This is a genomic window from Peribacillus sp. NPDC101480 (assembly GCF_050277335.1).
GTDB lineage: Bacteria > Bacillota > Bacilli > Bacillales > DSM-1321 > Peribacillus.
The window spans coordinates 347,002-371,963 of the sequence record NZ_JBNNSB010000005.1; the positions used below are offsets into that span (position 1 = coordinate 347,002).

Annotated in this window: 25 protein-coding genes and 4 pseudogenes; 11 read left to right on the forward strand and 18 right to left on the reverse strand. The window is 37.9% G+C overall.

Going from position 1 to position 24,962, the window contains the following annotated elements:
* Window positions 1-283: 283 nt before the first annotated feature.
* Entirely contained in the window at window positions 284-1,156 is an 873-nt protein-coding gene (locus ACQKMF_RS18755; protein ID WP_397315077.1) for a YitT family protein, read from the forward strand.
* A gap of 85 nt (window positions 1,157-1,241) precedes the next feature.
* Here ACQKMF_RS18755 and ACQKMF_RS18760 read toward each other — a convergent pair whose 3' ends face one another.
* The 4 genes from ACQKMF_RS18760 to ACQKMF_RS18775 all read right to left on the reverse strand — a co-directional run bounded on the left by ACQKMF_RS18760 (window position 1,242) and on the right by ACQKMF_RS18775 (window position 5,729).
* Window positions 1,242-1,436, reverse strand: a complete 195-nt coding sequence (locus ACQKMF_RS18760) for a cold-shock protein (RefSeq protein ID WP_034307294.1) — start codon at window positions 1,434-1,436, stop codon at window positions 1,242-1,244.
* Between the two features lie 843 nt (window positions 1,437-2,279).
* On the reverse strand, window positions 2,280-2,486 hold the full coding sequence (locus ACQKMF_RS18765; protein WP_061463486.1) for a cold-inducible protein YdjO-related protein: 207 nt from the start codon (window positions 2,484-2,486) through the stop codon (window positions 2,280-2,282).
* Between the two features lie 126 nt (window positions 2,487-2,612).
* Entirely contained in the window at window positions 2,613-4,739 is a 2,127-nt protein-coding gene (gene recQ / locus ACQKMF_RS18770; protein ID WP_402940061.1) for a DNA helicase RecQ, read from the reverse strand.
* A gap of 156 nt (window positions 4,740-4,895) precedes the next feature.
* Entirely contained in the window at window positions 4,896-5,729 is an 834-nt protein-coding gene (locus ACQKMF_RS18775; RefSeq protein ID WP_402937351.1) for a LysM peptidoglycan-binding domain-containing protein, read from the reverse strand.
* Window positions 5,730-5,986: 257 nt separating this feature from the next.
* Between ACQKMF_RS18775 and ACQKMF_RS18780 the strand changes: the two genes are divergently transcribed.
* Genes ACQKMF_RS18780 through cotJC form a run of 3 tightly spaced genes read left to right on the forward strand, consistent with a single transcriptional unit; the run spans window position 5,987 to window position 7,069 of the window.
* Window positions 5,987-6,220 (forward strand): spore coat associated protein CotJA, encoded by a 234-nt coding sequence (locus ACQKMF_RS18780; RefSeq protein ID WP_063234475.1) that lies wholly within the window; start codon window positions 5,987-5,989, stop codon window positions 6,218-6,220.
* A complete protein-coding gene (locus ACQKMF_RS18785; protein ID WP_063234474.1) occupies window positions 6,221-6,487 on the forward strand; it encodes a spore coat protein CotJB in 267 nt (88 codons plus the stop codon).
* A gap of 12 nt (window positions 6,488-6,499) precedes the next feature.
* Complete coding sequence (cotJC, locus tag ACQKMF_RS18790) at window positions 6,500-7,069, forward strand: spore coat protein CotJC (protein ID WP_101225121.1); 570 nt, start codon at window positions 6,500-6,502, stop codon at window positions 7,067-7,069.
* A 45-nt stretch (window positions 7,070-7,114) separates the two neighbouring features.
* Here the strand turns inward: cotJC and ACQKMF_RS18795 are convergent, their stop codons facing one another.
* The 4 genes and pseudogenes from ACQKMF_RS18795 to ACQKMF_RS18810 form a co-directional block, all read right to left on the reverse strand.
* The gene (locus ACQKMF_RS18795; protein ID WP_427574419.1) at window positions 7,115-7,987 is read right to left on the reverse strand and encodes a CvfB family protein; all 873 of its coding nucleotides are present in this window, start codon (window positions 7,985-7,987) and stop codon (window positions 7,115-7,117) included.
* A 121-nt stretch (window positions 7,988-8,108) separates the two neighbouring features.
* Window positions 8,109-8,399: pseudogene (locus ACQKMF_RS18800) on the reverse strand (response regulator); the annotation flags it as partial.
* 5 nt (window positions 8,400-8,404) lie between these two features.
* A pseudogene (locus tag ACQKMF_RS18805) lies at window positions 8,405-8,614 on the reverse strand (GGDEF domain-containing protein); the annotation flags it as partial.
* A 145-nt stretch (window positions 8,615-8,759) separates the two neighbouring features.
* Complete coding sequence (locus ACQKMF_RS18810; RefSeq protein WP_101225124.1) at window positions 8,760-8,963, reverse strand: response regulator; 204 nt, start codon at window positions 8,961-8,963, stop codon at window positions 8,760-8,762.
* A 146-nt stretch (window positions 8,964-9,109) separates the two neighbouring features.
* On the opposite strand from ACQKMF_RS18810, the gene ACQKMF_RS18815 reads away from it, so the two are divergent.
* The gene (locus ACQKMF_RS18815) at window positions 9,110-10,300 is read left to right on the forward strand and encodes an alanyl-tRNA editing protein (protein WP_402937355.1); all 1,191 of its coding nucleotides are present in this window, start codon (window positions 9,110-9,112) and stop codon (window positions 10,298-10,300) included.
* A 356-nt stretch (window positions 10,301-10,656) separates the two neighbouring features.
* Here ACQKMF_RS18815 and ACQKMF_RS18820 read toward each other — a convergent pair whose 3' ends face one another.
* Both ACQKMF_RS18820 and ACQKMF_RS18825 read right to left on the reverse strand, forming a co-directional pair.
* Window positions 10,657-11,073, reverse strand: a complete 417-nt coding sequence (locus ACQKMF_RS18820) for a hypothetical protein (protein WP_402937357.1) — start codon at window positions 11,071-11,073, stop codon at window positions 10,657-10,659.
* A gap of 77 nt (window positions 11,074-11,150) precedes the next feature.
* Window positions 11,151-11,342: a hypothetical protein gene (locus ACQKMF_RS18825; RefSeq protein WP_034307314.1), complete on the reverse strand. Its 192-nt coding sequence runs from the start codon at window positions 11,340-11,342 to the stop codon at window positions 11,151-11,153.
* 141 nt (window positions 11,343-11,483) lie between these two features.
* On the opposite strand from ACQKMF_RS18825, the gene ACQKMF_RS18830 reads away from it, so the two are divergent.
* The gene (locus ACQKMF_RS18830) at window positions 11,484-12,005 is read left to right on the forward strand and encodes a GNAT family N-acetyltransferase (RefSeq protein ID WP_402937359.1); all 522 of its coding nucleotides are present in this window, start codon (window positions 11,484-11,486) and stop codon (window positions 12,003-12,005) included.
* A gap of 40 nt (window positions 12,006-12,045) precedes the next feature.
* On the opposite strand, the gene ACQKMF_RS18835 is transcribed toward ACQKMF_RS18830, so the two are convergent.
* Window positions 12,046-14,304 (reverse strand): HelD family protein, encoded by a 2,259-nt coding sequence (locus tag ACQKMF_RS18835; protein WP_427574422.1) that lies wholly within the window; start codon window positions 14,302-14,304, stop codon window positions 12,046-12,048.
* A gap of 321 nt (window positions 14,305-14,625) precedes the next feature.
* Between ACQKMF_RS18835 and ACQKMF_RS18840 the strand changes: the two genes are divergently transcribed.
* On the forward strand, window positions 14,626-14,865 hold the full coding sequence (locus ACQKMF_RS18840; RefSeq protein ID WP_101225129.1) for a hypothetical protein: 240 nt from the start codon (window positions 14,626-14,628) through the stop codon (window positions 14,863-14,865).
* Between the two features lie 184 nt (window positions 14,866-15,049).
* On the opposite strand, the gene ACQKMF_RS18845 is transcribed toward ACQKMF_RS18840, so the two are convergent.
* Complete coding sequence (locus tag ACQKMF_RS18845; RefSeq protein WP_402937363.1) at window positions 15,050-15,451, reverse strand: RDD family protein; 402 nt, start codon at window positions 15,449-15,451, stop codon at window positions 15,050-15,052.
* Between the two features lie 343 nt (window positions 15,452-15,794).
* Between ACQKMF_RS18845 and ACQKMF_RS18850 the strand changes: the two genes are divergently transcribed.
* Together ACQKMF_RS18850 and ACQKMF_RS18855 are read left to right on the forward strand one after the other, a co-directional pair.
* Window positions 15,795-17,414 (forward strand): ABC-F family ATP-binding cassette domain-containing protein, encoded by a 1,620-nt coding sequence (locus ACQKMF_RS18850; RefSeq protein ID WP_101225131.1) that lies wholly within the window; start codon window positions 15,795-15,797, stop codon window positions 17,412-17,414.
* Between the two features lie 198 nt (window positions 17,415-17,612).
* Window positions 17,613-17,885: a hypothetical protein gene (locus tag ACQKMF_RS18855; RefSeq protein WP_034307327.1), complete on the forward strand. Its 273-nt coding sequence runs from the start codon at window positions 17,613-17,615 to the stop codon at window positions 17,883-17,885.
* Between the two features lie 432 nt (window positions 17,886-18,317).
* Here the strand turns inward: ACQKMF_RS18855 and ACQKMF_RS18860 are convergent.
* The 5 genes and pseudogenes from ACQKMF_RS18860 to ACQKMF_RS18880 form a co-directional block, all read right to left on the reverse strand.
* Window positions 18,318-18,536: pseudogene (locus ACQKMF_RS18860) on the reverse strand (flotillin domain-containing protein); the annotation flags it as partial.
* A gap of 132 nt (window positions 18,537-18,668) precedes the next feature.
* On the reverse strand, window positions 18,669-19,802 hold the full coding sequence (locus ACQKMF_RS18865) for an NADH-dependent flavin oxidoreductase (RefSeq protein WP_427574425.1): 1,134 nt from the start codon (window positions 19,800-19,802) through the stop codon (window positions 18,669-18,671).
* Window positions 19,803-20,029: 227 nt separating this feature from the next.
* Entirely contained in the window at window positions 20,030-20,398 is a 369-nt protein-coding gene (locus ACQKMF_RS18870) for a MerR family transcriptional regulator (RefSeq protein ID WP_427574427.1), read from the reverse strand.
* 429 nt (window positions 20,399-20,827) lie between these two features.
* Window positions 20,828-21,466, reverse strand: a complete 639-nt coding sequence (locus tag ACQKMF_RS18875) for a LysE family translocator (protein ID WP_260357828.1) — start codon at window positions 21,464-21,466, stop codon at window positions 20,828-20,830.
* A gap of 266 nt (window positions 21,467-21,732) precedes the next feature.
* Complete coding sequence (locus tag ACQKMF_RS18880; protein WP_232783009.1) at window positions 21,733-22,365, reverse strand: FMN-binding negative transcriptional regulator; 633 nt, start codon at window positions 22,363-22,365, stop codon at window positions 21,733-21,735.
* 112 nt (window positions 22,366-22,477) lie between these two features.
* On the opposite strand from ACQKMF_RS18880, the gene ACQKMF_RS18885 reads away from it, so the two are divergent.
* Entirely contained in the window at window positions 22,478-23,863 is a 1,386-nt protein-coding gene (locus ACQKMF_RS18885; protein WP_427574430.1) for a PLP-dependent aminotransferase family protein, read from the forward strand.
* Between the two features lie 44 nt (window positions 23,864-23,907).
* A pseudogene (locus tag ACQKMF_RS18890) lies at window positions 23,908-24,089 on the forward strand (SMR family transporter); the annotation flags it as partial.
* A 182-nt stretch (window positions 24,090-24,271) separates the two neighbouring features.
* Here the strand turns inward: ACQKMF_RS18890 and ACQKMF_RS18895 are convergent.
* Entirely contained in the window at window positions 24,272-24,883 is a 612-nt protein-coding gene (locus tag ACQKMF_RS18895) for an FMN-binding negative transcriptional regulator (protein ID WP_427574432.1), read from the reverse strand.
* Between the last annotated feature and the right edge of the window lie 79 nt (window positions 24,884-24,962).

Genomic DNA, 24,962 nt, shown 5'->3' on the forward strand with positions numbered 1-24,962 from the left:
AAAATGCTGGATTCCATCATAAAATCATAAAAATTAGAAATACTATTGTTTTGTAAGGAGTAGAATAGGATTACATGGTATTGACAAGCATTTTCAACCCTGCTTCATCATTGCAGGACATTATCAATAACAAAAATAATTATTCGAGAATATATTAATCAAGAATGTTAATTTCTTTATTTAATTATACCTATAGGTTTATAATTAAATAGAACCTATATAGAGAGAAGGAGTGGGGGGCATGATTATGTCAGACCTGGCAGGTGCAAGTACAACAGAAATTATGCATAAGAAGACCCAGCATAAAAAATTAACACTGAGACAAGTTTTACAAAGAGGTCTACTAATTACAATTGGTGCAGTTTTAATGGCTGTCGGCCTCGAGATTTTTTTAGTGCCGAATAACGTAATCGACGGGGGCATAACGGGTATATCGATTATGTTATCTTACATTACTGGATGGAAGCTCGGAATCTTTCTATTCATTTTGAATCTTCCTTTCTTTTTTATCGGTTATAAACAAATCGGCAAAACCTTCGCATTATCTACCCTTTATGGAATTTTAGTCCTTTCCATTACCACTACATTGCTTCATCATGTACCAGCTTTCACTCAAGATATCCTCCTAGCGTCCGCTTTCGGCGGAATGATTCTTGGCATTGGTGTTGGAATGGTCATTCGATATGGCGGCTCATTGGATGGTACAGAAATACTTGCCATACTCGCTAGCAAGAAGCTCCCTTTTTCCGTTGGGGAGATCGTCATGTTTTTTAATTTATTCATCCTTGGCAGTGCGGGCTTCGTATTCTCGTGGGATCGTGCCATGTATTCGATCATTGCTTACTTCGTGGCATATAAAACGATGGATATCGTCATCGCAGGTTTGGACGAATCCAAATTTGTTTGGATTATCAGTGATGAATTTAATGATATCGGTGATGCCATAATGAATCGCCTTGGACGGGGCGTAACCTTTTTAGCTGGTGAAGGTGCATATTCTGGTGATGATAAAAAAGTCATCTTTTGTGTAATAAACAGGCTTGAGGAAGCTAAACTTAAAGAGATAGTCAAAAGTTTCGATCCATCTGCATTTCTTGCCGTTGGGGATATCGCGGAAGTTCGAGGCGGTCGATTCAAGAAAAAAGATATCCACTAATCATTCACCTGCTTTTTGCTTGATCCAATTGGCAAAAAGATAAAAAAAGCTGAAGGGAGAATCCCCTTCAGCTTTTTTTATGACCTTAATAGTTTCTTGGATTGTTGATTGCTTGAAGCATTCTGGTGCCGGGTTTCATCTCGCTGCTACATAACGGACAAACGTGTTCATCATTACTTGTAAAGTTATCGCGAATCCAACCTTTGCAATCTTCTGATGTACATTCCCACACCTTTGTTTCTTCAGGAATGATTTCTTCCGTATTATTTCTTCTATACATATATCTCACTCCTTAGAATTGAATTGACTCCGTCCTGCTTAACAGATCACAAGCCATAAAGATAAAAGAAGAATAGATGGCGTTTAATCTAAATTGTGAGTAAATACCCATTCGCAAATCTAAGTATGATCATTGTTCTTTCAACCAAACTTTTTGAATGGTAAGAACTTGAGATTACGACATGAATTTTTCATATCTCATATCCATTATAACATATATATGCTTTATATATTTGAGGAAAGATTCTAAAAAAGAAAGTAGTCCCCAAAATGAAACACAGTCCCTGACTTACCCTTCAAGATAATCGAGACTGCGCTGTTTAAGAATCCATTTCATATGGTTCTTCCTGCTCGTTCGATGGAACATCGAGCATGAGAGTAATTTTTAATGCCAAAACCTAAAACAATGAAAGCCCTGCCTCTCTCCCATCCATACGGTTCCTAGACCGTGCCTGCGAGAATCAGATAAAAGCTTGTAAGTACATGTTTATTAATTAAAACCGTCCGTAATTCCAATTGGGTAGATTAAATTCCAAAAGACAAATGGTACATAGAAGTAAGTTAATGAAGAACAGAAATGGATCGAGGAAAATACTTGGTGATTACATGTATTTCTTTTTTCTAGATATGTTTAACTTGATTCTACTTCATCATGAAAATGATGAAAAATTATTTTATTAATAAAAATGTTACTTTAAATTACCCTCCAGTGCTTCCTTTTCATAACACTGAAATTTAATGATACCACACATATTTTTATATGTAAAGCATTAATCCAGAATAAAACCACTCCGCCCTACTTCATTTTTAAAATAAAAAATAAAGAGGCTAAGATTCACCTCTTTTATTTAAACGCATTATATTCATTTTCAATTTTAGGAAGTTCCCTGACTTCCTCAACTAATTGACTTCCACACATTGGGCAATCATAGTTTTCCGAGGCAAAATCTTTTCTCATCCAACCATTACAATCTGCTGATCCGCACGCATATACTATCGTATCTTCCATAACGATTTCTGGTTCCTCTGAATTCTTTTTACCAAAATACATGAGCAACCTCCTCTTTTTTATATAAAGAATCTGATTAAAGGCGCGAAATTTCACCTTTTTATCATTCCTAGTATACGCATTAAACCATATTCTTATTTATTCAATGAAAAAATTATCCAAAAAACCTTAACACATTTCGTTTTCCAGTCCTGCTTTAACCAAGATTGCCTTAATCATAAAGTAGGAAATATGCTCAGGCAGCGCTTCTTTTAATGGTTTCAATTTGTCAGAATCCAATTGTTTCGCAGTTTCCAAAACAAGATTAAAATCTTTCTCCAAGAAAATCTCATCCCAATTGATATCCAAGTGTTCTTCTGCACACTTTAATAAATGATTTTCAATTGAAATGGCAGACAATCCTCTCAATGTCCCTATTTCCTTGATTGATTTACCTTCCTGATATAAGCGATAGCTTTCTAAGTGAGATGGTTTAGTTGCTCTTTTTACCGTTTCCTTTGTAACCATAGTATTCGTTTCTAATTCAGGATGTGCCTGTACATACTGGGAAATCACTTGTAAAAACGCAGCTCCGAAGCGTTCGAATTTCTGCACCCCCACCCCTTTCACTTCTAGGAATTCCTCTTCCGTCTTCGGCAGTTTGACGGCCATATCTTTCAGGGATGCATCGGAAAAAATAATGAATGGAGGTACATTTTCCGTACTTGCCAATTCTTTTCTTAACTGCCTCAACTCTTCAAACAGCCCATGATCAGCACTGATGCTGCTTACTTTTTTTATTTCTTTACGCAGTACTTTTTTCTGTCCCAAAAGCACTTCCCTGCCAGCATTGGTAACTTTAAGAACCGGAAACTGTCCGCCCGTCATTTCGATATACTGTTTTGCTGTCAGGAAATCAATGAAATCACCAACATCCTTCGCTGATTGATCATTGATGATTCCATAGGTTGAGAGCTTCTGGAATCCGAACTCTTCAATTTTCTTATTGCGTGATCCCGTAAGAACTTGGGAAATCATCGTTTTACCGAATCGCTCACCCATTCTCAACATGCATGAAAGGACCATCTGTGCCTGTATAGTTACTTCAACAGAGTCACGTTTATCTGTACAATTTTCGCAATGACCGCAATCTTCCGGGTTTTCTTCTCCAAAGTATCGCAGAATGAAGGCTTGCAAACACCCTTCGGTAAAACAATAATCCTTCATTCTGTTCAATTTCTTCAATTCCTGGGCTTGCCACTCCTGCGAGGGATTTGATTGATCAATCAAGAAACGCTGTATCTGCATATCTTGAGGGGAATATAAAAGGATACATTCACTATCCAAACCATCCCTCCCTGCACGGCCCGCTTCCTGGTAATAACTCTCCATGTTCTTTGGAGTCTGGTAATGGATGACGTATCTAACATTCGATTTATCGATCCCCATACCAAAGGCAGATGTCGCTACCATCAAGGGTATGTCATCACGAATGAATTGATCTTGCTGTTCCGAACGGTCTTTTTCATTCATTCCAGCATGGTATCGACCTGTTTTGAATCCCGCTTTGATAAGCTTCGCATACAAGGAATCGACTTCTTTCCTAGTGGCTGCATAGATGATACCCGATTCATTTTTGTTTTTCTCTAAATAGCGCATTAAAAACCGGCCGCGATTTTCTTCTTTCACTACGGAAAAGAACAGGTTATCTCTGGAAAATCCAGTTGATATTGTATGCTCCTCTGTTATTCCGAGCGACTGACATATATCTTCCGTCACATGCGGCGTGGCTGTTGCGGTTAATGCCAGTACTGTCGGAGCTGATGGCATGTTTTTCAATAAGGTTTTGATTTTTAAATAGCTTGGTCTGAAGTCATGACCCCATTGAGATATACAGTGGGCCTCATCGATGGCTACCAATGAAATATCCACATTAAATAAATCCTGTTGGAATGCAGGATTTTCCAATCGTTCCGGCGCCAAATAAACCAACTTATATCTTCCGTGTTTAATATCGTTCATTCTATTGGATGATTCCAACCCAGAAATGGAGCTATTAAGAAACGTGGCATCAATCCCAGTTTGTTCGAGGGCATCTACTTGATCCTTCATCAAGGAAATTAGTGGGGATATAACGAGTGTTACACCTGGTAACAGAAGGGCTGGAATTTGGTAACATATTGATTTACCTCCGCCGGTAGGCATGATTCCCGCCGTGTTTATTCCTCCCAATACCTGTTCGATAATCTGTTCCTGACCTTTTCGGAATGACTCATAACCAAAGTACTCTTGTAAATATTCACGTGCTTTTTCCATCAATTCACTATTCCTCCTATTTACCTTCTAAGGATTTATAAGGATCTACTTCTTCCATTGTACCTGCTTTTCCCGACAACCTAAAGGACAAAAAAAGCAGACACATTATGCCTGTGTCTGCTTTTTAAATATATAAACATGTTTTGCATGGTTAAATTAATTCAGGATTTGCACTTTAACGTTTTTAACGCCCCAATTCACTGCATCCTGTTGGTTTGGAACAAATATGTCCACTCTATTCCCTTTGATGGCACTGCCTGTATCGGCTGCCGTTGCATAGCCATAACCTTCAACATAAACCTTTGATCCTAGTGGAATGACTGAAGGGTCCACGGCAATTACCTTTGCATCAGGATTAGCTTTCAAGTCCACTCCTGTGGCTGTTGTTCCGCTGCAGCCTTGACAATCAGCCGTATAGGCTGTTGCACTAACAGTAATCTCTTTTCCAGCTTCTGCTTGATCTTGGGATTCATTGTTTGTGTCTGCTGGTTCCGATTGTTCAACTGGTTCCGATTGTTCAACCGGCTTCGTTTGTTCTGCTGGCTTGGATTGTTCTGCTGGTGCAGCTTGCTCTGATTGTGGAGCTTGCTCTGATTTCTGTGCAGGCTCTACACTTGCAGCTTCGACTTTGTTAGCTGCTGGTTTAATGACCAGCTCTTGATCAGGATGGATTGTATCTGAATTTAAACCGTTCCAAGATTTAATATCATTTACTGCTACATCATATTTGTGTGCAATTCCCGATAATGTGTCCCCTGACTTTACTTTATAATGCTTTTCTTGAGAAATATGTATGGTTTCTCCGGCATAAATAGCGTCAGAAGACAAATCGTTCCAAGACTTAATATCTTCTATTGATACTTTATATGTTTGAGATATCCCCCATAATGTGTCTCCATCTTTCACTTTGACATCCTCTGCTTGTACCGGAATTGTAAATGCACCGGATATTGCAGCGGCTGCCGCTAACGATAAGATTGATTTTTTCATATGTTGTTACCTCCTTGTGAGCTGCTTTATAAGCTACGAGTTAAATCTTAACATAGTTTTTTTCTATACAAAGAACAAACAGATAAAGAATAGATGACAAACATCACAGTAAGATAACGGGACCATAACAAGATTTTATAATATTCTGAAAAAACATCATTTTCCAGATAATTTCCTTTCCAGACCAGGGAAGTCATATTATGCATTACCCAGGCATAAAAATTTAAAGGCTATATCTTTACAAAGGAGGTATTTTTTTGACTCGCGAAAAGACTTTTACCTTAGTTAAATCATATAAACCTTTCCATAGTAAATTCGATCCGTGCCCGCCTATTGGGAGAAAGTACTACAGGACACCTCCTAATTTGTATATTAATTTCCAACCGCCGAATTTGGAGCAGTTCACACCGGAAGAAGCTTTGAAATACGGTACACTTTGGAAATTCTTTTATGATTTTTATGATAATCCATATCGGGAAAGGGAGACATAAATGAATAAGAAACTGGATGATGAATATTATCAGTTGCTTGAACAAATACAGGCTGCGGATTTCGTACTTGTCGAGTTGACTCTTTATTTGGATACACATCCTAATGATCAGCAAGCATTACAGCAATTCAATCAATTTCATGAATACTCCAAACAATTGAAATCGGTTTTTGAGCCTAAATATGGTCCATTATTGGGTTTTGGAAACAGTCCAGGCGGTGAAAATAAATGGGAATGGGGCCAAGGCCCTTGGCCATGGCAGGTATAAGGAGAGATATCTATGTGGGTTTATGAAAAGAAGCTGCAATATCCAGTTAAAGTAAGAGACTGTAATCCTCAATTGGCAAAATATTTAATAGAACAATACGGGGGTGCTGATGGCGAGTTGGCTGCAGCACTCCGATACTTAAATCAACGATATACAATTCCTGATAAAGTGATTGGCCTGCTTACGGATATCGGAACGGAAGAATTTGCCCATCTCGAAATGATCGCCACGATGATTTATAAGCTTACAAAAGACGCCACCCCTCAGCAGATGGCTGCAGCTGGCCTAGGTGACCATTATGCCAATCATGATAGTGCCCTTTTTTATCATGACGCAGCAGGAAATCCATTTACTGCCACATATATCCAAGCCAAAGGCGACCCCATTGCAGATTTATATGAAGACATCGCCGCTGAAGAGAAGGCCAGAGCAACCTACCAATGGTTGATCGATATCTCGGATGATCCTGATATCAATGATTCACTCAGGTTTTTGCGTGAGAGGGAAATTATCCATTCGATGAGGTTCAGAGAAGCTGTGGAGATTTTAAAAGAAGAAAAAGGTAAAAAGAAGTTTTTTTAATGAAATTCACATAAAAAAAGCAGCGGAGAAAATCCGCTGCCTTTTTCATTTACGATCTGAAGAATATGTCCAACCATCTTCCTGATAAATCTTTTCTTCTTTCATCAGTTTACCGAGAGCACGCTTGAACGCTCCCTTGCTTAAACCGAAGTGAAACTTGATATCATCAGGTGGCGTTTTGTCACCATAAGGCATTGCACCGCCGCGATTCATTAAATATTTGAAAATGACATCGGCATCTTCCCCCATTAAATCTTGTTTAAAGGGGATTAAAGAAACGTTAAGCGTTCCATCTTCTTTACTATCAATGACGCGCCCTTCAACTAATTCACCAAGACGGGGCTCTTCATTGCGTTCACTTTCGTGAATGAAACAGCGGTACCCTTCTTGTGAAATAAAGAAAGACCCAACCATAAGCAAACGATAGACATTTCCCTTAATACTGGTGTTTCGTACTCCTTTTAAAGGAGCTTGCACTGCAATCTCCTGAATTACATCTTCCGTTGCAAGTTTACCAAACAGGCGGTCATTACGATCTGTCTTCAGGGATACATATAGACGATCACCAACCTCGGGCCATAATCGATCTATATTCGGAAGGTCGTCCAGTGATACAAGAATATCTTTGGAAAGACCGATGTCAACAAAAACACCCAGTTTCCTTTTCACATTGACAACTTCCGCCCAGCCATACTGATCAATCTGGATTTCGGGTATCTTCATTGTCGCTGTTAGCCTTGCTTGTTTGTCATGGTAGATGAACACAGTTACTTCATCGCCAATCTCAAGTTCCGTTCCTTCATTCATTTCATTATGATGAAGTAAGACATCTTCTGAACCATCTGTTAAAAACCATCCGAAATCAGCCTTACGTTCCACTTCTAACTCTACAGCCATACCGGCCTGAATTTTTTGCATGTATAAAAATCCTCCTGTAACTTACCTTTACCTACAATTGTACCCAATTATTTATATTTCCAACATATTTGAATTTATCATTTTTTTGTTGTTCTGTATACCTATTACGGTTTTTTATTTTTTAACACTTGCTTTCTTCATGGAATGCCTGCGGAACCAGAATATGCCCTTGTTTACCGTTACTTAATAAAGTATGCATGATCACTTTGGATAATTGGCTCGGTTTATACGGTTTAACTAAATAATCCTTTGCTCCCAATGAAATTCCCTTCTCCCTTTCGTCAAGTGCGGTCGATACAAAAACGGGAATCTCATTCAAGTCAGCGGAACCTTTTAATTCCCTCAAGTTCGTCCAGCCGTCCATCTCTCCCTCTTCAAGAAGGATATCCAGTACAATGGCATCAGGAGGTGAGCTTTTTAGCTGATTACGTCAGAACTGCTGATATTGCTTTTATTGAATTGTGCAAACTCAACAAGTACAAGATCCCCCACCGAGTGTCCGTATTGATCATTCACCCTTTTAAAGTGTTCAAGATCAATGATGCTTATCGTAAAATGACGCCCTGACCGCTTCAGTGTATCTTCAAGAAATCTTCTATTATATACCTGTGTCAACTCATCAATAAGGACCGATTTATCAAGATTTTCTTCCGCTGTATATGCCTTACTATCTTTACAATAAACTCATCGATATCAATCGGCTTACCAATAAAATCATCCGCACCCATCCTGAATGCTTTTATCCGTTTATGTTTATCGTTCTGAATACTGTTCATGATCTTCGGTATGACATATTTTTCGTTATTAAGATGAATCTCCTGAAGATTTGAAAACCATCCTTTGCAGGCAACTGAATATCAAGAATAAGGCAATCCGGCTGCATTTCAGAATATTGATTTGACGCTTTGACGGGGTCGGCATTCATTATGACCATCCACCCCTTATCCTCCAATAAATCTTTCAATAAAATCAACATGGATAATTGCCATCTTGCACAATTTATTTAGGATTTGTCATAAAGTTTACTTATTTACTTAACTAATCTTCTAAACCCGCGATTTCAAACTCTGGTATTTCGGTGATATAATTTAAGGATCAACTGAAAGGAAAATGAAATCATACATGACAAAAAAATTGTATTACACGTCCACCAAGACTTCCCAATGGGATACCAAAATTCGGGAGACCATTGAAGAAAATGGCTTTTACTATATCACTCTTGAAGAAACCGCTTTTTATCCCGAAGGGGGCGGTCAGCCTGCAGATACTGGTAAAATAGAAGGAATCACCGTTCTTGACGTTATAAAAGACAATGATGGAAAGATTCTTCATAAGGTGGAGAGACGGCCAGAATCAGAGATCGTTCACTGTGAACTTGATTGGTCCCGCCGCTTTGATCATATGCAACAGCATAGCGGCCAGCATTTACTCTCTGCCGTCTGCAGGGAACTGTTCGACTCTAATACAGTCAGCTTTCACCTTGGGAAGGAATATATAACGATCGATATAATGACAGGATTTCAATGGACTGAAGTACATACGGCTGCTGCTGAAAAGCTAGTTAATCAATATATTATCGAGAATCGCGAAATACTTATCTATTACGTGACAAACGAGCAATTACAGACACTTCCTGTCGTCAAAATGCCTAAAGTTTCAGAGAATATCCGTATAGTTGAGATAGAAGGGATTGAATATAACCCTTGCGGCGGAACCCATGTAGGGCGTACTGGTGAGATTGGCTTAATAAAAATTTTCAAAGCTGAGAGGCAGAAAGAACATACCCGTCTCTATTTTAAGTGCGGCAACAGGGCATTGAACGATTATTCCGAAAGCCTAGGAATTCTTTCAGCATTATCGAATAAGTTCAATACCGGACGTACAGAGATACTGAATAGGGTGGAAAAATTGGAAAATGACTATAAGCAGCTGCTATTGGCAAACGAAAACTTAAAACTTGAAAATGCAAATTTTCTTGCTGACTCCCTGCTTGCAGAAAATGGAGGGGGATTCATCTCTCATATTTTCGAAGATAGCTCAATGAAAGAACTGCTTTACCTTGCAAGTACGATTGTAAAAAAGGAAAAGGTTACCGTATTATTAGCATCACGTAAGGAGCAAAAGGTCATCCTTTCACACAGTGGGGACATCCCCTTTCATTGCGGACAATATTTTAAAGCTGAACTCAGTTCGTATAATGGGAAAGGCGGAGGGAACGAACAGACTGCACAAGCAGGTTTTACATCACAAAATGACTTAATCGCATTTTTCCAATACACAGTTAAAAATTTAGGCCATAATCCTGGTGTATAAAACCGTTCCGTAATGATGGCATACGTGGTGAACACGGAAATCATGACTTCTCGGATTGAGAATAGAGAGGACAAATTAATTCCTCTCTCTTGTAGACAAAAGGGCTTCCATCTGAATTATTAAACAAAGTTGATTAGAACGGAAGGTACGAGACTCCTGCGGGAAAAGCGCGTCCAAGGGAGACCCCACAGGCGCCAAGAGCGCCGAGGAGGCTCCCGGACCGCCCGCGGAAAGCGAGTGCCTGGAGTGGAAATCAACGTTCATATTCTGACACTCCCTCAAAAAAATGTAGGCAATCATAATAATTATCCAATTTGTCTACAGTCTGAAGAGGGGACAAATAAAGTCCTCTCTTTTTATTCTTCCATTTTCAATTTCCCTAACCCGCGTTCTTCAATATGTAGATGGTATTTTTCCTCGAGCTCCATGATACGGATAAACGCTTCCTCCTGATTATATTCTTGGTTTTCCGACTCCTCGGCAAACTCTTTTCTAGCCAAATGATAGGCAAGCTTATCCCTGAACACTCCTTCTTCATACTCATTGATGACTGTTTGAAGTTGATCCTCCAATTCCCGAGTCAAATCATAAATTTCATATTCCTTCACAAACTGTACTCCTTCCACGCCGAAATCTTTGGCAAAGGAATTAATATACTGTTCCATCTCACTAAATTCTTCTTTATTATCTTCAATATCGGAAGCAACCCAATATCCGTACTGAACCATTTTGAATAATGTTTCATACTGTTTCTTGGTAAAATTGATTTTCATTATCGATACTCCTTTTCCTGTTTCCTTACAACAAAAAGAATAAACCGCAATGGAACAAAAGTCCAATGCGGTTTATCTCAATCCAATATTTCCGTTACAGAAAAATAAGCTGCTTTTTCCGTATCTACTACATAATGGCAATCGCCTTTAACTAGATTATAATAACGGTGCTTTTGAATGTTTGAAATCATTTGAGTTGAGTCATCGCCTTCTACCTCATGCTCTAGTTCTTTGCCTCCCGGAAAATAAAAGCCAACTTTCAATTTCATCTTTCTCATCCTTCCCTTCGTCTGGTTGAATCACTCTTTTATTTCATATCCTTTCTCATGCATTTATAAACATAAATAAAATGCTTATTCGCTTTTTCCATGATATTCTAGGGGAAAATACGAAATTCAGAAGGTGTTTTTATGAAGATAAGGAAAGCCATGGAACAAGATGTACGTGGAATAGCAAATGTACATATAAACAGCTGGAAAACGACTTATAAAGGAATCCTCCCGGATCAATATTTGTCTTCCATGAATCTGGAAGCCAAAAAGAAAAACTGGCTTAGAAATTTAAAGATGCTGCATAATGCCACCTTTGTAGCGGAAAACGCCAATGGGGAAATCATCGGTTTCGCTGCTGGCGGCCCTGAACAAACGAATGATCCGCATATTCAAGGTGAAGTATATGCCATTTATTTTTTACAAGAATATCAACGACAGGGACTCGGCCGAAAAATGATAAAAGCGGTCATACATGAGCTTATGAAAATGGAACATCAGAATTTAATAATATGGGCATTAAAGGATAATCCTTCTTGCGGTTTTTACAGAGCACTTGGCGGTCAAGTGATAGCTGAAAAAACCGTTAAAATGGCAGGCATCGAGCTTATCGAAGTCGGTTTCGGGTGGGAAGATATTCATGGTATCCTTATGCATTTGTAAGCATTCCCGAGGAGCGTGGTTACTCTCCACCCTCCCCCTCTCATGTCTCGATAAGGAAGGCTTTTTTCTCATTACCTAAAAAATAAAGCCGGTGCAATGGCCTTGTCATTGTTACGTACAGCAATTTGATATCAAGTTCATTTCCATGGCAATACATTTCTTCGAGGGATATTGCAAATACGACATCGAATTCGAGACCTTTGGCTTGATAGGATGGAACAATCAACGTTTTATCTTTTGGGATGTTTCCCGCTTCATCTATTAAATGAAAGCCTTGATGAAATCCACTTAGTTTCTCGTTTGCCAGTTTGCAATCTTTCATCGTTTTGGCAATAACGGCAAACGTTTTAAAACCTTCTCCTTTAAGGCTTGCGATAAGATCGATCAGATCTTCTTCCCAACCTTCCTTTTCAATGGAAATGAATTCTGGTTCCTTGCCATGACGAACTACAGGTTCAACTTCCGGGAAATCGTATGTTAACATCTGAAGTATTCCATTAGCTCTTTTCATTATTTCAACAGTTGTTCTGTAGCTTTTTTGTAATTCAGTATAAGTCGCCCGAGGGAAAATACGACTGTGAACCTCGTCCCACGTTTGAAGTCCGCGATACGAATGGATGCCTTGCGCAAGATCTCCTACTAGTGTGAACATATCGGTATCCACTGCCGTCTTTAATGCCTGTAACTGCATGAAGCTATAATCCTGTGCCTCATCAATGACGACATTTTTTGCTTTGTTTTCTTTATCGACACCAAAAAGCCGCTCATGAAGATATAATAATGCTCCTAAGTCCTCCATCTCATAACTTTTAGCAGAGAATAATTTATGATTATACTCACATAAAACACTGGCATCTTCAACAGTAAGTTTACCGTTACTGTACGAGGCGAGACGCTCGGGATCTTGGTATAATTCCTGATAGTAATCCAGGAGATCTTTACTTTTGAATTGCTTAAAATACCCTTTTACCGAAGTACGGATCGCCTTTTGGACCTGCCCCATCCTTTCCTCTTTCTTATCGAGGCATTTTGTAACAAAGTCCTTGCGAATGACTGGATCGATATTCTTATAAAGAGCTTTCTCAATTTTGGCATCATAAAAATCAACTACACGTTCAAGGATTGTTTTCTTTTTCAATTTCACTTCATTTTGTAGTATGGCCTTCAGTTTGTCCAGCCTGCTGTATAACGGTAAATACCAATAATCCTCTTCCAATAATCTAATGAACTTCTTAGCGGAATAGAGGCGATATTTATCACAATAAAAATCAGCATCTGGATGAAAGCCCCTGAAAATATCCTTTACATATTCGTCCAATATATATTTAAAGGCAGGGGAACCCTTCAGACCTGATATCCAGACGGCTGAATTAATTTCTTCATCATCATTTTCCAGCAATCGAGTTAATTTATCATCCGCGATAAGCTTCACTTGCTTTCCTATCGCTGCCTGAACATATTCCGAAAATGTAAATTGTTTTACCTTTTCGACTCCCAATTCAGGTAAAGCTTCAGATATGTAATCAATGAAAACCCGGCTCGGAGCAAGAATCATCAATTGACGCGGATCGAACAAGTCTTTATAGTGATAAATGAAATAGGAGATCCTATGTAAAGCAATTGTGGTTTTACCACTGCCCGCTGCGCCTTGAACAATGATAGGTTTATTCAAATCTGCCCGAATGATTTTATTTTGTTCTTCCTGGATCGTGGTAATGATATCTGTCAATCGATTGCTGGAACTTTTGGAAAGGGATTCCTGCAACAATTCATCGGTTGTTGTCAAATCAATGTCCCTTATCTCCTCCAGGATACCTTCTTCTATCATTAGCTGTCTTTTTAAAGTAATGTTCCCGCTGAATGTCTCCCCTTCCGCTTCATATTCTATTTCACCAATCCGTCCCTCATAATACAGGTTTGCAATCGGTGAACGCCAATCGACAATAATCTGTTCCTGGCTTTCCCTCTGATAAAGCGATGCTTTTCCGAAATAAAGGACTTCGCCTCTATCACCGTCATTCCTTTCAAAATCCACTCTAGCAAAGTAGGGTTTTTTACTTGCTTTGCGTAAACTTTCAAGTTCGGTTTTGGACATCTCAAAAAAGTTGGCCGTCGTCAGCAGCTGTGAATATAAGGCTGATTCAGACCAATCGGCATCGCCAAAAGCTTCTTGCATATTCCTCTGAAATTGATCTTTGCTTGTTTCTGATGTTTTGATGACTACATCGATATAACGTTTCGTAAAATCCAGCCGCTGTCGTTCCTTTTCAAAATCAGGGTGATTTCCCAATAAAATCATTCCCCTTCCTTGTGTATTTATCAAACTTAAAATGCCGATGCTAATACGAAATGGACATTTATACTATCAGAAAAGCCAATGGTTGACAAATCTGGAGACATAGAATTATATAGTTGAAATTTACCCCTTCCCTTATATTTCATATAATTCGAAGAATACACTATATATTACATTGATTTAGAAATAATACGTTGACTTATGAACTGCTGCTATTGTCATCAATTCTTAACATAAATAATGCTAATTTAATGTTTTATCGGAAACTCACATTTTATACTTAAATTACAATTACATAATTTGCTTAAGAAAGTGGGTACTGTCATGGAAATAAATGAAAAACAACCAATGCTATCCCCTAAATTAATCCATGAACTTGAAATTTTATCATCCAAAACAAATATGCCTGTTTCTGAATTATTGGAAATATCTGTAGTATCATTGCTGGAAAAAGTGAATAATACCAAAGAACTCAATGTTGGACTTAATAATAAGGAAATGATCTTAAGAAATAAAATCATCATTAATCAAAATAAAGAGGTTCTGAATAACAAAAGCACTTGACCATAGAGGTTAAGTGCTTTTTGGTTCCTAACTGCCACTGTATTAATGGAATAGATATTCTAACGTGGTTTCCAATGTAATATTTGTATCTTAATTTGTAATTTCCCCGCCGAAAAATCATTTCTTATTCGGAATTGTAGATTTTCATAAAAAAAAAGCAGCTATTAAACTGCTTAACAATTAATCATGGTTTATTAGATGTCACGTACGTACCTGCTATGAAATCATGTATCGCTCTATGATCTTTCCTTATGCCAACCATGAACGCACTGACAATAAACCCTATCCCAAATGTAATGGCATAAACCAAAGCAGCAACTAAATACCTCAATAGCATTGTGCCTATGCCTAATTTCCTTCCGTCCACCCGTACTATGCGTATTCCCATAATCCTTTTACCCACTGTATAGCCATACCATAATATCGGGACAATCAGCATGTAAAGAAAGTTGAAAAACGTTGAAAAGTTTTCATTTTCCCAATCACCGGTAATCAACCCGAAAATAATCGCTAATGGAAAAGACACTATTATGCCATCCAAAAATGCTGCAAAAAGACGTTTCCAAAAACCTACTGAATCGCTCATTTAAAATCCTCCTGTTGTGTTAGTTACAGTTACCTATATTACCAATAATAAGGATGGTGCGTAATGAGTCTTTGTACCCGCCGAATTCTTTAACAAAAAAATAAAACTTACATAATTGGTGACAAATTATAAGCAAAATTAAATCTCTGTGTAATTTTTGCTTATAAACGTTTGTTTTTGCTAATCTGCCTTTAATTTTCCTAAGAAATAAGATACAATTTAAATGATGCACAGTTTAAAACATACAAGATTGTAAACTGCTGTTTGTATGAATCAGCGTAAAACTAATGAAACAAAGTGTTGGACACGTTGAAACAAAAGTATTTTGGAGGAATGTAAATAAATGATTACAGTAAATAATGTTGGTTTACGTTATGGCGATCGTAAACTGTTTGAAGATGTTAATATAAAATTCACTCCTGGTAACTGCTATGGCCTGATTGGTGCGAATGGTGCGGGTAAATCCACTTTCTTAAAAATCCTTTCAGGTGAAATTGAAGCGCAATCCGGCGATGTCCATATGGGTCCTGGCGAACGCCTTGCCGTTCTAAAGCAAGATCACTTCGCTTATGAAGAGGAAGAAGTCCTTAAAGTTGTCATTATGGGACATGAAAGATTATATGAAGTCATGCAAGAAAAAGATGCCATCTATATGAAGGAAAACTTCACCGACGAGGACGGAATGAAAGCGGCCGAACTTGAAGGAGAATTTGCCGAATTAAACGGCTGGGAAGCTGAACCTGAAGCTTCAATCCTCTTAAAAGGCCTTGGCATCACGGAAGACCTGCATACAAAGAAAATGGCTGAATTAAACGGTGGCGACAAAGTTAAAGTATTGCTTGCCCAGGCATTATTCGGTAAACCGGATGTTCTTTTATTGGATGAGCCTACCAACCACTTGGACTTAAAAGCGATCAAATGGCTGGAAGAATTCCTAATCAACTTTGAAAACACTGTTATCGTAGTTTCCCATGACCGTTACTTCCTTAACAAAGTTTGTACACATATCGCGGATCTTGATTTCGGTAAAATCAAAGTTTATATCGGTAACTATGACTTCTGGTATGAATCAAGCCAGCTTGCCCTTAAACTGACTCAAGATGCCAATAAGAAAAAAGAAGAAAAAATCAAAGAGCTTCAAAATTTCATCGCGCGTTTCAGTGCCAATGCATCCAAATCGAGCCAGGCGACATCCCGTAAGAAATTATTGGACAAAATCAGCTTGGATGACATCGAGCCTTCTTCACGCCGCTATCCATATGTCGGCTTTACCCCTGAACGTGAAATCGGGAACGACCTGCTTCGTGTAGATGGAATCTCGAAAACGGTCGATGGCGTAAAAATATTGGATAATGTCAGCTTCACGATGAATAAAGGCGACAAAATTGCATTTGTCGGTAAAGATGAGATTGCTAAAACAACAATGTTCAAAATCTTGGCAGGTGAAATTGAACCGGATAGCGGCTCATTCAAATGGGGCGTTACGACCTCTCAGGCATACTTCCCTAAGGATAATGCTGAATTCTTTGAAGGTGTCGATTTAAATCTTGTCGATTGGCTCCGTCAATATTCTCCTAATGACCAGAGCGAAAGCTTCCTGCGCGGTTTCTTGGGCAGAATGTTATTCTCTGGCGATGAAGTCACGAAAAAGGCAAGTGTACTTTCAGGGGGCGAAAAAGTCCGCTGTATGCTTTCCAAAATGATGTTAAGCGGTTCGAACGTCCTGATGCTTGATGAACCTACTAACCATCTGGACTTAGAGTCGATTACGGCATTAAACAACGGTTTAATCAGCTTTAAAGGATCTATGATCTTCTCTTCACATGATCATCAGTTCATCCAAACTATAGCGAACCGAATCATTGAACTTACTCCAAAAGGTACAGTCGATAAGCAAATGAGTTATGATGAGTACCTTGAAAATGGCGAATTGCAAAAACAAGTGGCTGAAATGTACAAATAATACCTTTATGAAAGCACATCCTTATTGGATGTGCTTTTTTCGTTCCCGATTCTTGCTGCCTGCATTTATTTCATACCTTTAATGTATTGAAGGTATAAAAAACACGCTGCAATAAATATAATAATATTCCCTGAAAGATGAGCACTGAATAATTTCATCGATAAAAAGGTATATTGGTAAGGAAGGAGTGAGTTAGAATTGGATGGTCATACTGTGAAAAATATTTTTGATGATACAGGATACCTTTTTTTATATGATAAATTCAGTTATCATTTTTATATATCCGGATTGTTCGATGTAGTGGAACAAGAAAAAGTAATCTCGGATTTTTTAAATTCTTATGGCTTCGATGATAAAAACCCTCTCTTTTTTGACGACTTTTCCTATTACTTTAATTGCTTTCATTATTCCCACCAAAAACAAAGGATGATGAATTACTTGAAAACCGAGTATGACGAACATATTTGTTAAGTATAAAAGTCCAGATAAACTGATCCTGCCTCTTATTAGCGAAAACCATTCAAAAAAGGTAAGAGCATACAAGTAGCTCTTACCTCGGACTGTAGGCAAACTCGATGAAAATCGAGTTTGCCTACAGTTTTTTTTGAGTTATAATTTAGACGTCGATTTCCGCTCCAGAAACTCGCTTTCCACGGGCGGTCCGCCCTCGGCGCCTTTACGCCTGCGGGGTGGGTCACACACACCCACTCCAATCAATTGGTTTAACTACTAGATAGAACCTTTTGACTAAAGTCTTTATTGTTTTAAAATAGAATTATTAAAACTTGTGTAATGAGGATGCTTTCTAAACATGATTCTATTCAGCGAGATCAACTTAAAATGATTACTTTAGATCAACTTGTGCCTGCGAACCAGTTGGTTCGTAAAATTGGGGCCATTAAAATCCGTTGCATACTCAGTCACTTTATTAGCCTCGCCATTCACACCTCTTCTGCCTGTATCCACTATAGTGATCTTGTCAATAATACTAAGCGGGCTTGCCACTTGTTTTGCATATTTTGGCAGCATTTTCAAAGTCTTATCCATTACAGCCGCATGCCCAAACCATTCAATAGCTTCAGCAATCTTCTACTTGGCTTCTGCCTCTGCTATCCCTTTTAACAAGTCCGTCCATACGTGTAAGCCTTTGTCAAGTTGGGCCAAGGCTGCTTTTTTGACGAGAGATGCTGCAACTGAAGACATCTCCCTTGCAAACCTCCCTTGCCCCTTTAGTTAATCACCGTTTGTTCTAGATTATTCCTCAATCTTAAACCATGTGCCTGAAGCTTGAATGACGCCCCAAAGTTTTTCTGGAAGGCCAAGCTCATTAACCTTTGAAGCCTTTAACACTGTTTGGATCTCAGACTCTTGTCCATTTTGAACCTTTTCAAGCCAGTCTGGATTCATGATTAACGCGTGGCCAATTGCAGCTAGGGTAAGTCCCTTATCTAATGCTTTAGCAACATCATCCGGAGTTACCATAGAACCAGCAGCCAGTACAGGAACTCGTCCGTTTACATGGTCAACAACCAACTCAAGATATGTCTTTTCATCTTGACTGTCGACTGGCTTTGAAGAAAGAGTATCAGCCAATGAAGCATGCACATAATCAACATCATCTTCAATCAGGCGTTCAATCAATACATAGGTATCCTTCATTCTCAAACCGCCTTCTTGGTGTTCGTCAGGAGATATCCTGTATCCTAAAATAAAAGGTTTTGTTGCATGCTTTTCAATCACCTTTTTCACTTCTTGAACGATTGCCAGTGGGAAACGCATGCGATTTTCCAATGATCCTCCCCATTGATCTTCTCGTCTGTTGAAGAAAGGTGAAAAGAAGTTTTGCATTAAAAAACCATGTGCACCATGAAGTTCAACGCCGTCAAAACCTGCTTCAATTGCTCTTCTAGTTGTTTCTCCAAATGCATGAATCACTTCCATTATTTCGACATGAGAAAGCTCTTTAGGTAGTACTGAAGGTGCAAATCCAGTAGCTTCAGTCACTAAAGCGCTGGAACTAACAACCTCTCCATTTGGTGTCAAATCCGGTAGTGCTTTGTTACCTGCATGGAAAATTTGAAGGATAGCAGCAGCTCCGCCACTTTTCGCGGTTTCAGCTAATTTACGTAAGCCCGGCGTAAATTTATCGTCATAAGCTGCAAATTCATTTGTAAAACCGATCCCGTTTCGAGTCACATGTGTACAACCTGTAATCACCAGTCCTACTCCGTTTACTCTTTTTTGGTAATAGGTTAATTCCTCATCTGAAACCGTGTAATCATCATTACTGGACCAAGTTGTCATTGGTGCCATAACCACTCTATTATTTAGGGTAATCCCGTTTTTAAATGTAAAAGATTTAAAAAAGTTGCTATATTTTTCGTTCATTCTTTAACCTCTTTCTCCAATAATATTAATCAAACATTGTTAGTTTGTCGTATTTTGTAGAGGGTTGATTAACCCTTCTTTTATTAAATGGTGCAAGAATAGGTTACTCCCTAGAGATCACTCTAACGCAAGTGTTTTTTATTTTCGAGAAAAACACGATGTAGAAAGCTGTCTGTACGAGGGTTACCCAAAAGATGTAAATGAAAAACCAACCAGATGCTGAATTTCTAAGAGAAACAGTCTCCTACTTCATTTTCATAAAAATGTATTTTATTATCCAAATGCTCTAAACTTTGATGGATTTTCTCCAATTCTTCCACTACTTTTTTTCGATGCTTTTTAAGCAGAGCTAATCTTTCTTCCATGGTTTTATCCCCCATATGCCCCCACATGGCAAATCGTTTCATGTCTTTTAGTGACATCCCTGTATTTTTTAGGTGGAGCAATGATTCAATCCATAATTTATTTTCATCCGAGTAAATTCTGACATTGTTATCGTCTCTATTTACTTTTATTAACCCTTCTTTTTCATAAAACCTCAATGTATGGTCGCTTAGCCCAACTATTTTAGAAAATTCTCCAATAGTATATGTCAATATAACCCCTCCATTAAAACTGATATGTCTATTTTTTCTTTTTTTAACTTGTGTTATAAAGATAGGATAATACTTAGAGTTTACTCTAAGTCAAGAAATTGTAATTCTTCTACATATAAAGATCTTTTAGATTTATTTCCTTAGAAAAATTTAAAAAAGGAGACTTAATGAGTAGAATAAAAAAAGTCACTTATTTATAAAGGGTGCATTTTTGAAGTGATTTTTCGAAATTACGAACCCATATGACAGATGTTTTGACTTCGTTTTCAAATAAAAAAGCAAACTCGCTCAGTTTTGGCAAGTTTGCTTTTTTATAGCTATCTGGTTCCTTATGCAAATAAAACTCCCTCAATAAACTAAAAACTATCTCACGAATGCTCTAGAAGTCATAGGAGTTCATAGTCATATCATTAACCGTTATCTATACTCTTATGTTTTGGAGGGGCTCGCAAAGGCGGAGAATACCCCTAGAACAATATATAAATAACCAGTTATCCGATTCTGCAACTTAGAATTCACTTCACTACCCAGAATCCGCTTTCTAATACTTGCTGCAAGAACTGCATACAGACCATCACTAATAAAAGCTAGGATAATAAATATAATTCCTAAAAGCAAAAATTGAATTGTGACTGATCCAGCAGAAGGTGATATGAATTGCGGAAAGAAGGCTAAAAAAAAGAGTGCTGTCTTAGGATTCATTACTTCTACGAGCGCTGATTCGTAAAATATCTTTAATAACCTTTTGCGAGGGGCTTTTAGAATTTCTGATGTCGTTCGATCGGATGTAGAAAGTAAAGTCTTACACCCCAGATAGATAAGATAAGCAGCACCTAAGTATTTAACGATATTAAAGGCTGTTGCTGATGTCATAAGGATTGCCGAAACTCCTATTGCTCCAGCTAAAACGTGAACAGAACCACCAAGAGATACACCCAGAACTGATACTATGCCCGCTTTCTTCCCTTGATCAATACTTCTTGCCATAATATACAACACAGCCGGTCCAGGTATTATTAACAATGTAGCAGCAGTAATTACAAATAGCCAAATATTTGAAAACTCCATAAAAAGCAACTCCTTGTTGTATTTTTGCACACGCTTTATTGGGCTCCTCCTTGATTGGTGAAAGCTAGTTTACACTTTTTTTAAGGTTCGCTTTCATCAAGGAGGCAATTTGTTGCTCATTTAGAAAAGGAATCTGTTCAAACTGTTTTAAAATGAGCTCTTGTCTGTAAGGAATGGCTTTGACTTACCTTTGCTTTCCCTTAAAAAGTGATAAACACCATTTTTGCTTTTAGGGGTGCCACCAGCAAACCCTAGTAATATGCCAATCATTCAATTAACCCTTTCCGTTGCTCACGCATCCATTGCGCAACCTGAATTTCCCCTTGTTCATTTGATTTTTCAAGCTCTGTAATAATCGCTTTGTAATCAGTGTCATTACGATTTTGACTCATTTTGGCTGCAGCTTGAATAGATGTGATTTCAATTTCAAAGCCAACTATTCCTTTCATTTCACTCTTAAGCAATTCTGGATCAAACGTTTCCCAGGTCCGACCATTTTCTCGATGCGACTCATAGTGATTAAGCATAGTATCCAAGGAGGAAATCAGCTCGTCTTCAGTGATTACACGAGCTGATCCATACGCATGTACAGCTAGATAGTCCCATGTAGGAACCTCTTCGCACTTATACCAACTTGATGAAATGTAAGCGTGCTGCCCTTGAAAAATCAGTAACACATCACTATTATTGTCTAAAGTTTTTTTCTGCATGTTTCCGTATGCAATGTGGCCAGTCGCATAGATTTTCCCTCCATCTTCCCGAATTTCCAAAGGAATATGCGTAGCCATGGGACGATGTTCATCAACAGTAATCAATAAGGCAAACGGGTTAGACTTCATAATTTGAACAGCCTCTTCATTTTTCATACGATATTGCTTAGGAATGTACACATTAATCATCCTTTCAACTTGAGTTTTTAAAAATGAATATCCGATAAAAAAATAGTATTATACAAATTGACATGAAAAAAGGTACAATAATAAACAAATATACATGTCAGAGGGAATGCAAATGAATAATACCATTTTTACTTTTAATGATAACTCCCCAAAATACAAACAAATCTACGATAAATTCAAATCATATATTGAACAAGGAGACATTTTGGCGAATGAGCAATTACCCTCCATTCGTCAACTTGCAGATTCCTTACATGTAAGCCGTAATACAACTTTACTGGCATATGAACAACTTGTTGCTGAAGGGTATATTCGTGGAGAGGGCAGAAAAGGTTATTTTGCAAATGAGTTAGAACCCCTAATATTTCAGGAGCCATTAATCTCTTATAATAATAAGCAGACTGAGTCCAAGAAACCTCCGGTAGTTAGTTTCAGGGCAGATGCCGTTGATCAAACACATTTCCCACTGAAAATTTGGAGGAGAATTGCTAACCAAGTATTAACATTACAGGATAGCTTTCGATACGGGGAACCATTTGGGGAAGAATGCCTGCGCGAACAAATCTCCACATATTTATTCCAATCACGCGGAGTGAAAACAAATGCAAATGCAATTATTATCGGAAGCAGTACCCAACAAATGCTTGTATACCTTGGGCATATACTGAAGGATGAATTCCAGAGTATTATAGTTGAAGACCCTGGTTACGACGGTGCTAGGGAAGCTTTTCAATTCCATCGATTTATGCTTGAAACTTTGCCGGTTTATGAAACAGGTGCTGAACTTTCCCAATTAGAACAAATGAAATCACGATTAATCTATGTAACCCCTTCCCATCAAAGTCCAATTGGAGTAAGCATGTCTATTCAACAACGGCAAATGCTTATTCATTGGGTTAACAAGATTCGTGGATATATTATTGAAGACGATTATGATAGTGAATTTCGCTATACACAAAAACCATTTCCTGCTCTTGCCTCAATTGATTTAGCAAGAGTCATTTATTTAGGGAATTTCTCGAAGTCCTTTCTTCCAGGAATTCGTTTAAGTTATATGGTCTTGCCACAGCCATTATTAAATCGTTTTAAAAATCAGTTTCTTCATTTTGAAGCTACCACCTCCCTGCTTAGCCAGCTTACAATGGCTAAACTTATGGAAGAGGGAGAATGGAGTCGACATATTAAACGAATGCGCCTTGTTTATAAAAGAAAAATGCAGCACTTAGTATCCGCATTAAAAGAGCAATTCGCTCAAAATATATCAATTATTGGTGAACAATCCGGTTTGTATGTATTAGTCAAGGTACATCTGAAGCATTCAGAAGAATGGTTAATTCAACAAGCTTCCTTTCATGGCGTTACTGTGTATCCTACGTCTCTCTACTTCATTAAAAATAACACCGACGGACCAATGGTTAAACTAGGTTTCAGTAATCTTTCTGACGATGAAATTGATGTGGGTGTGAAACTCTTAAAGAAGGCATGGATAAAAGAATAGCTCCATAATTCTTTGAATAAACGAATTGTAGCTATTTTATTTGAATGTTTGGTGTTGCAAAAATAATCTTCATAGGAACCTTTCTAGCATTATTAGTTATTGGATTTGAAGCGAGCTTCACATTTTTATCCTATGCAATGGACACATTTCCTATGGGGACAGCTTATGAATATGGACGGGAATTGGTGCGTCAGGTAGAGCATCATTTGGAATGATTTTATACGGATAATCCGAATATTGGAATAGTTAGTTTTTATTAGGAAGACATTAAGTGCTACTTTAGGTCTATAACATGTTTCTTAATAGATAAATTGAAGGATAATTTTAAGCCTAATTTCCATCTGAAATTAGGCTTAATTTTTTAACAAATCTACCACAGTAATTTAATAAGACAAAGTTGGATATCTTTTAATTTTGTAGATTTTTCTTCATAAGAGATGCTACTTGTATATTATCTTGTTGAGAAGTGTTTTCTAGATGCTTAATAATTAATTCTTGGCGTTCCAAAGGGTGATTTTGACTTAATTTAGCTTTCGCTTCAATTTTTGTGATTTTTATTTTAAATGCTACAATCCCTTTACTCATTCCTTCGATAAATCTGGAATCTACATCGTTTAAATTGTATGGGCTATCTGGACTTTCATATTTGTTTACCATATCATTTAGAGAATCGAATATGACTTTTTGATCTTCGACAATCTCCATATTTCCATATAAATGGATAGACACATAATTCCAAGTAGGAACTGCCATCGTTGTTTCATACCAAGACGGAGATATATAACAGTGAGGACCTTGGAAAACCGCAAGAACTTGTTGGCATTCCATATCCTTCCATTGTTCGTTTGGAAGGGCAAAATGACCATATAAAGCACTTTCACCTTTATTTAATATGAGTGGAAGATGTGTAGCGTACGGTTCTCCATTGTGTTGAGAAAATAAAGTGGCAAAGCTGTACTTTTCGATAAAATCATAAATTATTTCTTCATCCTTGAGGTGAAAATGTTTAGGTATATACATGATTTACCTCCTCCTTGATTAAGCCTTTGTTTTTCGGCTAACTCCAATTTTTAAAAATCTTAGTATTATATGAGATATT

Coding starts and splice junctions, on each gene's coding strand:
- ACQKMF_RS18755 (WP_397315077.1), top strand. CDS start 284: ATGCATAAGAAGACCCAGCATAAAAAATTAACACTGAGACAAGTTTTA.
- ACQKMF_RS18760 (WP_034307294.1), bottom strand. CDS start 1,436: ATGTATAGAAGAAATAATACGGAAGAAATCATTCCTGAAGAAACAAAG.
- ACQKMF_RS18765 (WP_061463486.1), bottom strand. CDS start 2,486: ATGTATTTTGGTAAAAAGAATTCAGAGGAACCAGAAATCGTTATGGAA.
- recQ (WP_402940061.1), bottom strand. CDS start 4,739: ATGGAAAAAGCACGTGAATATTTACAAGAGTACTTTGGTTATGAGTCA.
- ACQKMF_RS18775 (WP_402937351.1), bottom strand. CDS start 5,729: ATGAAAAAATCAATCTTATCGTTAGCGGCAGCCGCTGCAATATCCGGT.
- ACQKMF_RS18785 (WP_063234474.1), top strand. CDS start 6,221: ATGAATAAGAAACTGGATGATGAATATTATCAGTTGCTTGAACAAATA.
- cotJC (WP_101225121.1), top strand. CDS start 6,500: ATGTGGGTTTATGAAAAGAAGCTGCAATATCCAGTTAAAGTAAGAGAC.
- ACQKMF_RS18795 (WP_427574419.1), bottom strand. CDS start 7,987: ATGCAAAAAATTCAGGCCGGTATGGCTGTAGAGTTAGAAGTGGAACGT.
- ACQKMF_RS18810 (WP_101225124.1), bottom strand. CDS start 8,963: ATGTTGATTTTATTGAAAGATTTATTGGAGGATAAGGGGTGGATGGTC.
- ACQKMF_RS18815 (WP_402937355.1), top strand. CDS start 9,110: ATGACAAAAAAATTGTATTACACGTCCACCAAGACTTCCCAATGGGAT.
- ACQKMF_RS18820 (WP_402937357.1), bottom strand. CDS start 11,073: ATGAAAATCAATTTTACCAAGAAACAGTATGAAACATTATTCAAAATG.
- ACQKMF_RS18825 (WP_034307314.1), bottom strand. CDS start 11,342: ATGAAATTGAAAGTTGGCTTTTATTTTCCGGGAGGCAAAGAACTAGAG.
- ACQKMF_RS18830 (WP_402937359.1), top strand. CDS start 11,484: ATGAAGATAAGGAAAGCCATGGAACAAGATGTACGTGGAATAGCAAAT.
- ACQKMF_RS18835 (WP_427574422.1), bottom strand. CDS start 14,304: ATGATTTTATTGGGAAATCACCCTGATTTTGAAAAGGAACGACAGCGG.
- ACQKMF_RS18840 (WP_101225129.1), top strand. CDS start 14,626: ATGGAAATAAATGAAAAACAACCAATGCTATCCCCTAAATTAATCCAT.
- ACQKMF_RS18845 (WP_402937363.1), bottom strand. CDS start 15,451: ATGAGCGATTCAGTAGGTTTTTGGAAACGTCTTTTTGCAGCATTTTTG.
- ACQKMF_RS18850 (WP_101225131.1), top strand. CDS start 15,795: ATGATTACAGTAAATAATGTTGGTTTACGTTATGGCGATCGTAAACTG.
- ACQKMF_RS18865 (WP_427574425.1), bottom strand. CDS start 19,802: ATGAACGAAAAATATAGCAACTTTTTTAAATCTTTTACATTTAAAAAC.
- ACQKMF_RS18875 (WP_260357828.1), bottom strand. CDS start 21,466: ATGGAGTTTTCAAATATTTGGCTATTTGTAATTACTGCTGCTACATTG.
- ACQKMF_RS18880 (WP_232783009.1), bottom strand. CDS start 22,365: ATGATTAATGTGTACATTCCTAAGCAATATCGTATGAAAAATGAAGAG.
- ACQKMF_RS18885 (WP_427574430.1), top strand. CDS start 22,478: ATGAATAATACCATTTTTACTTTTAATGATAACTCCCCAAAATACAAA.
- ACQKMF_RS18895 (WP_427574432.1), bottom strand. CDS start 24,883: ATGTATATACCTAAACATTTTCACCTCAAGGATGAAGAAATAATTTAT.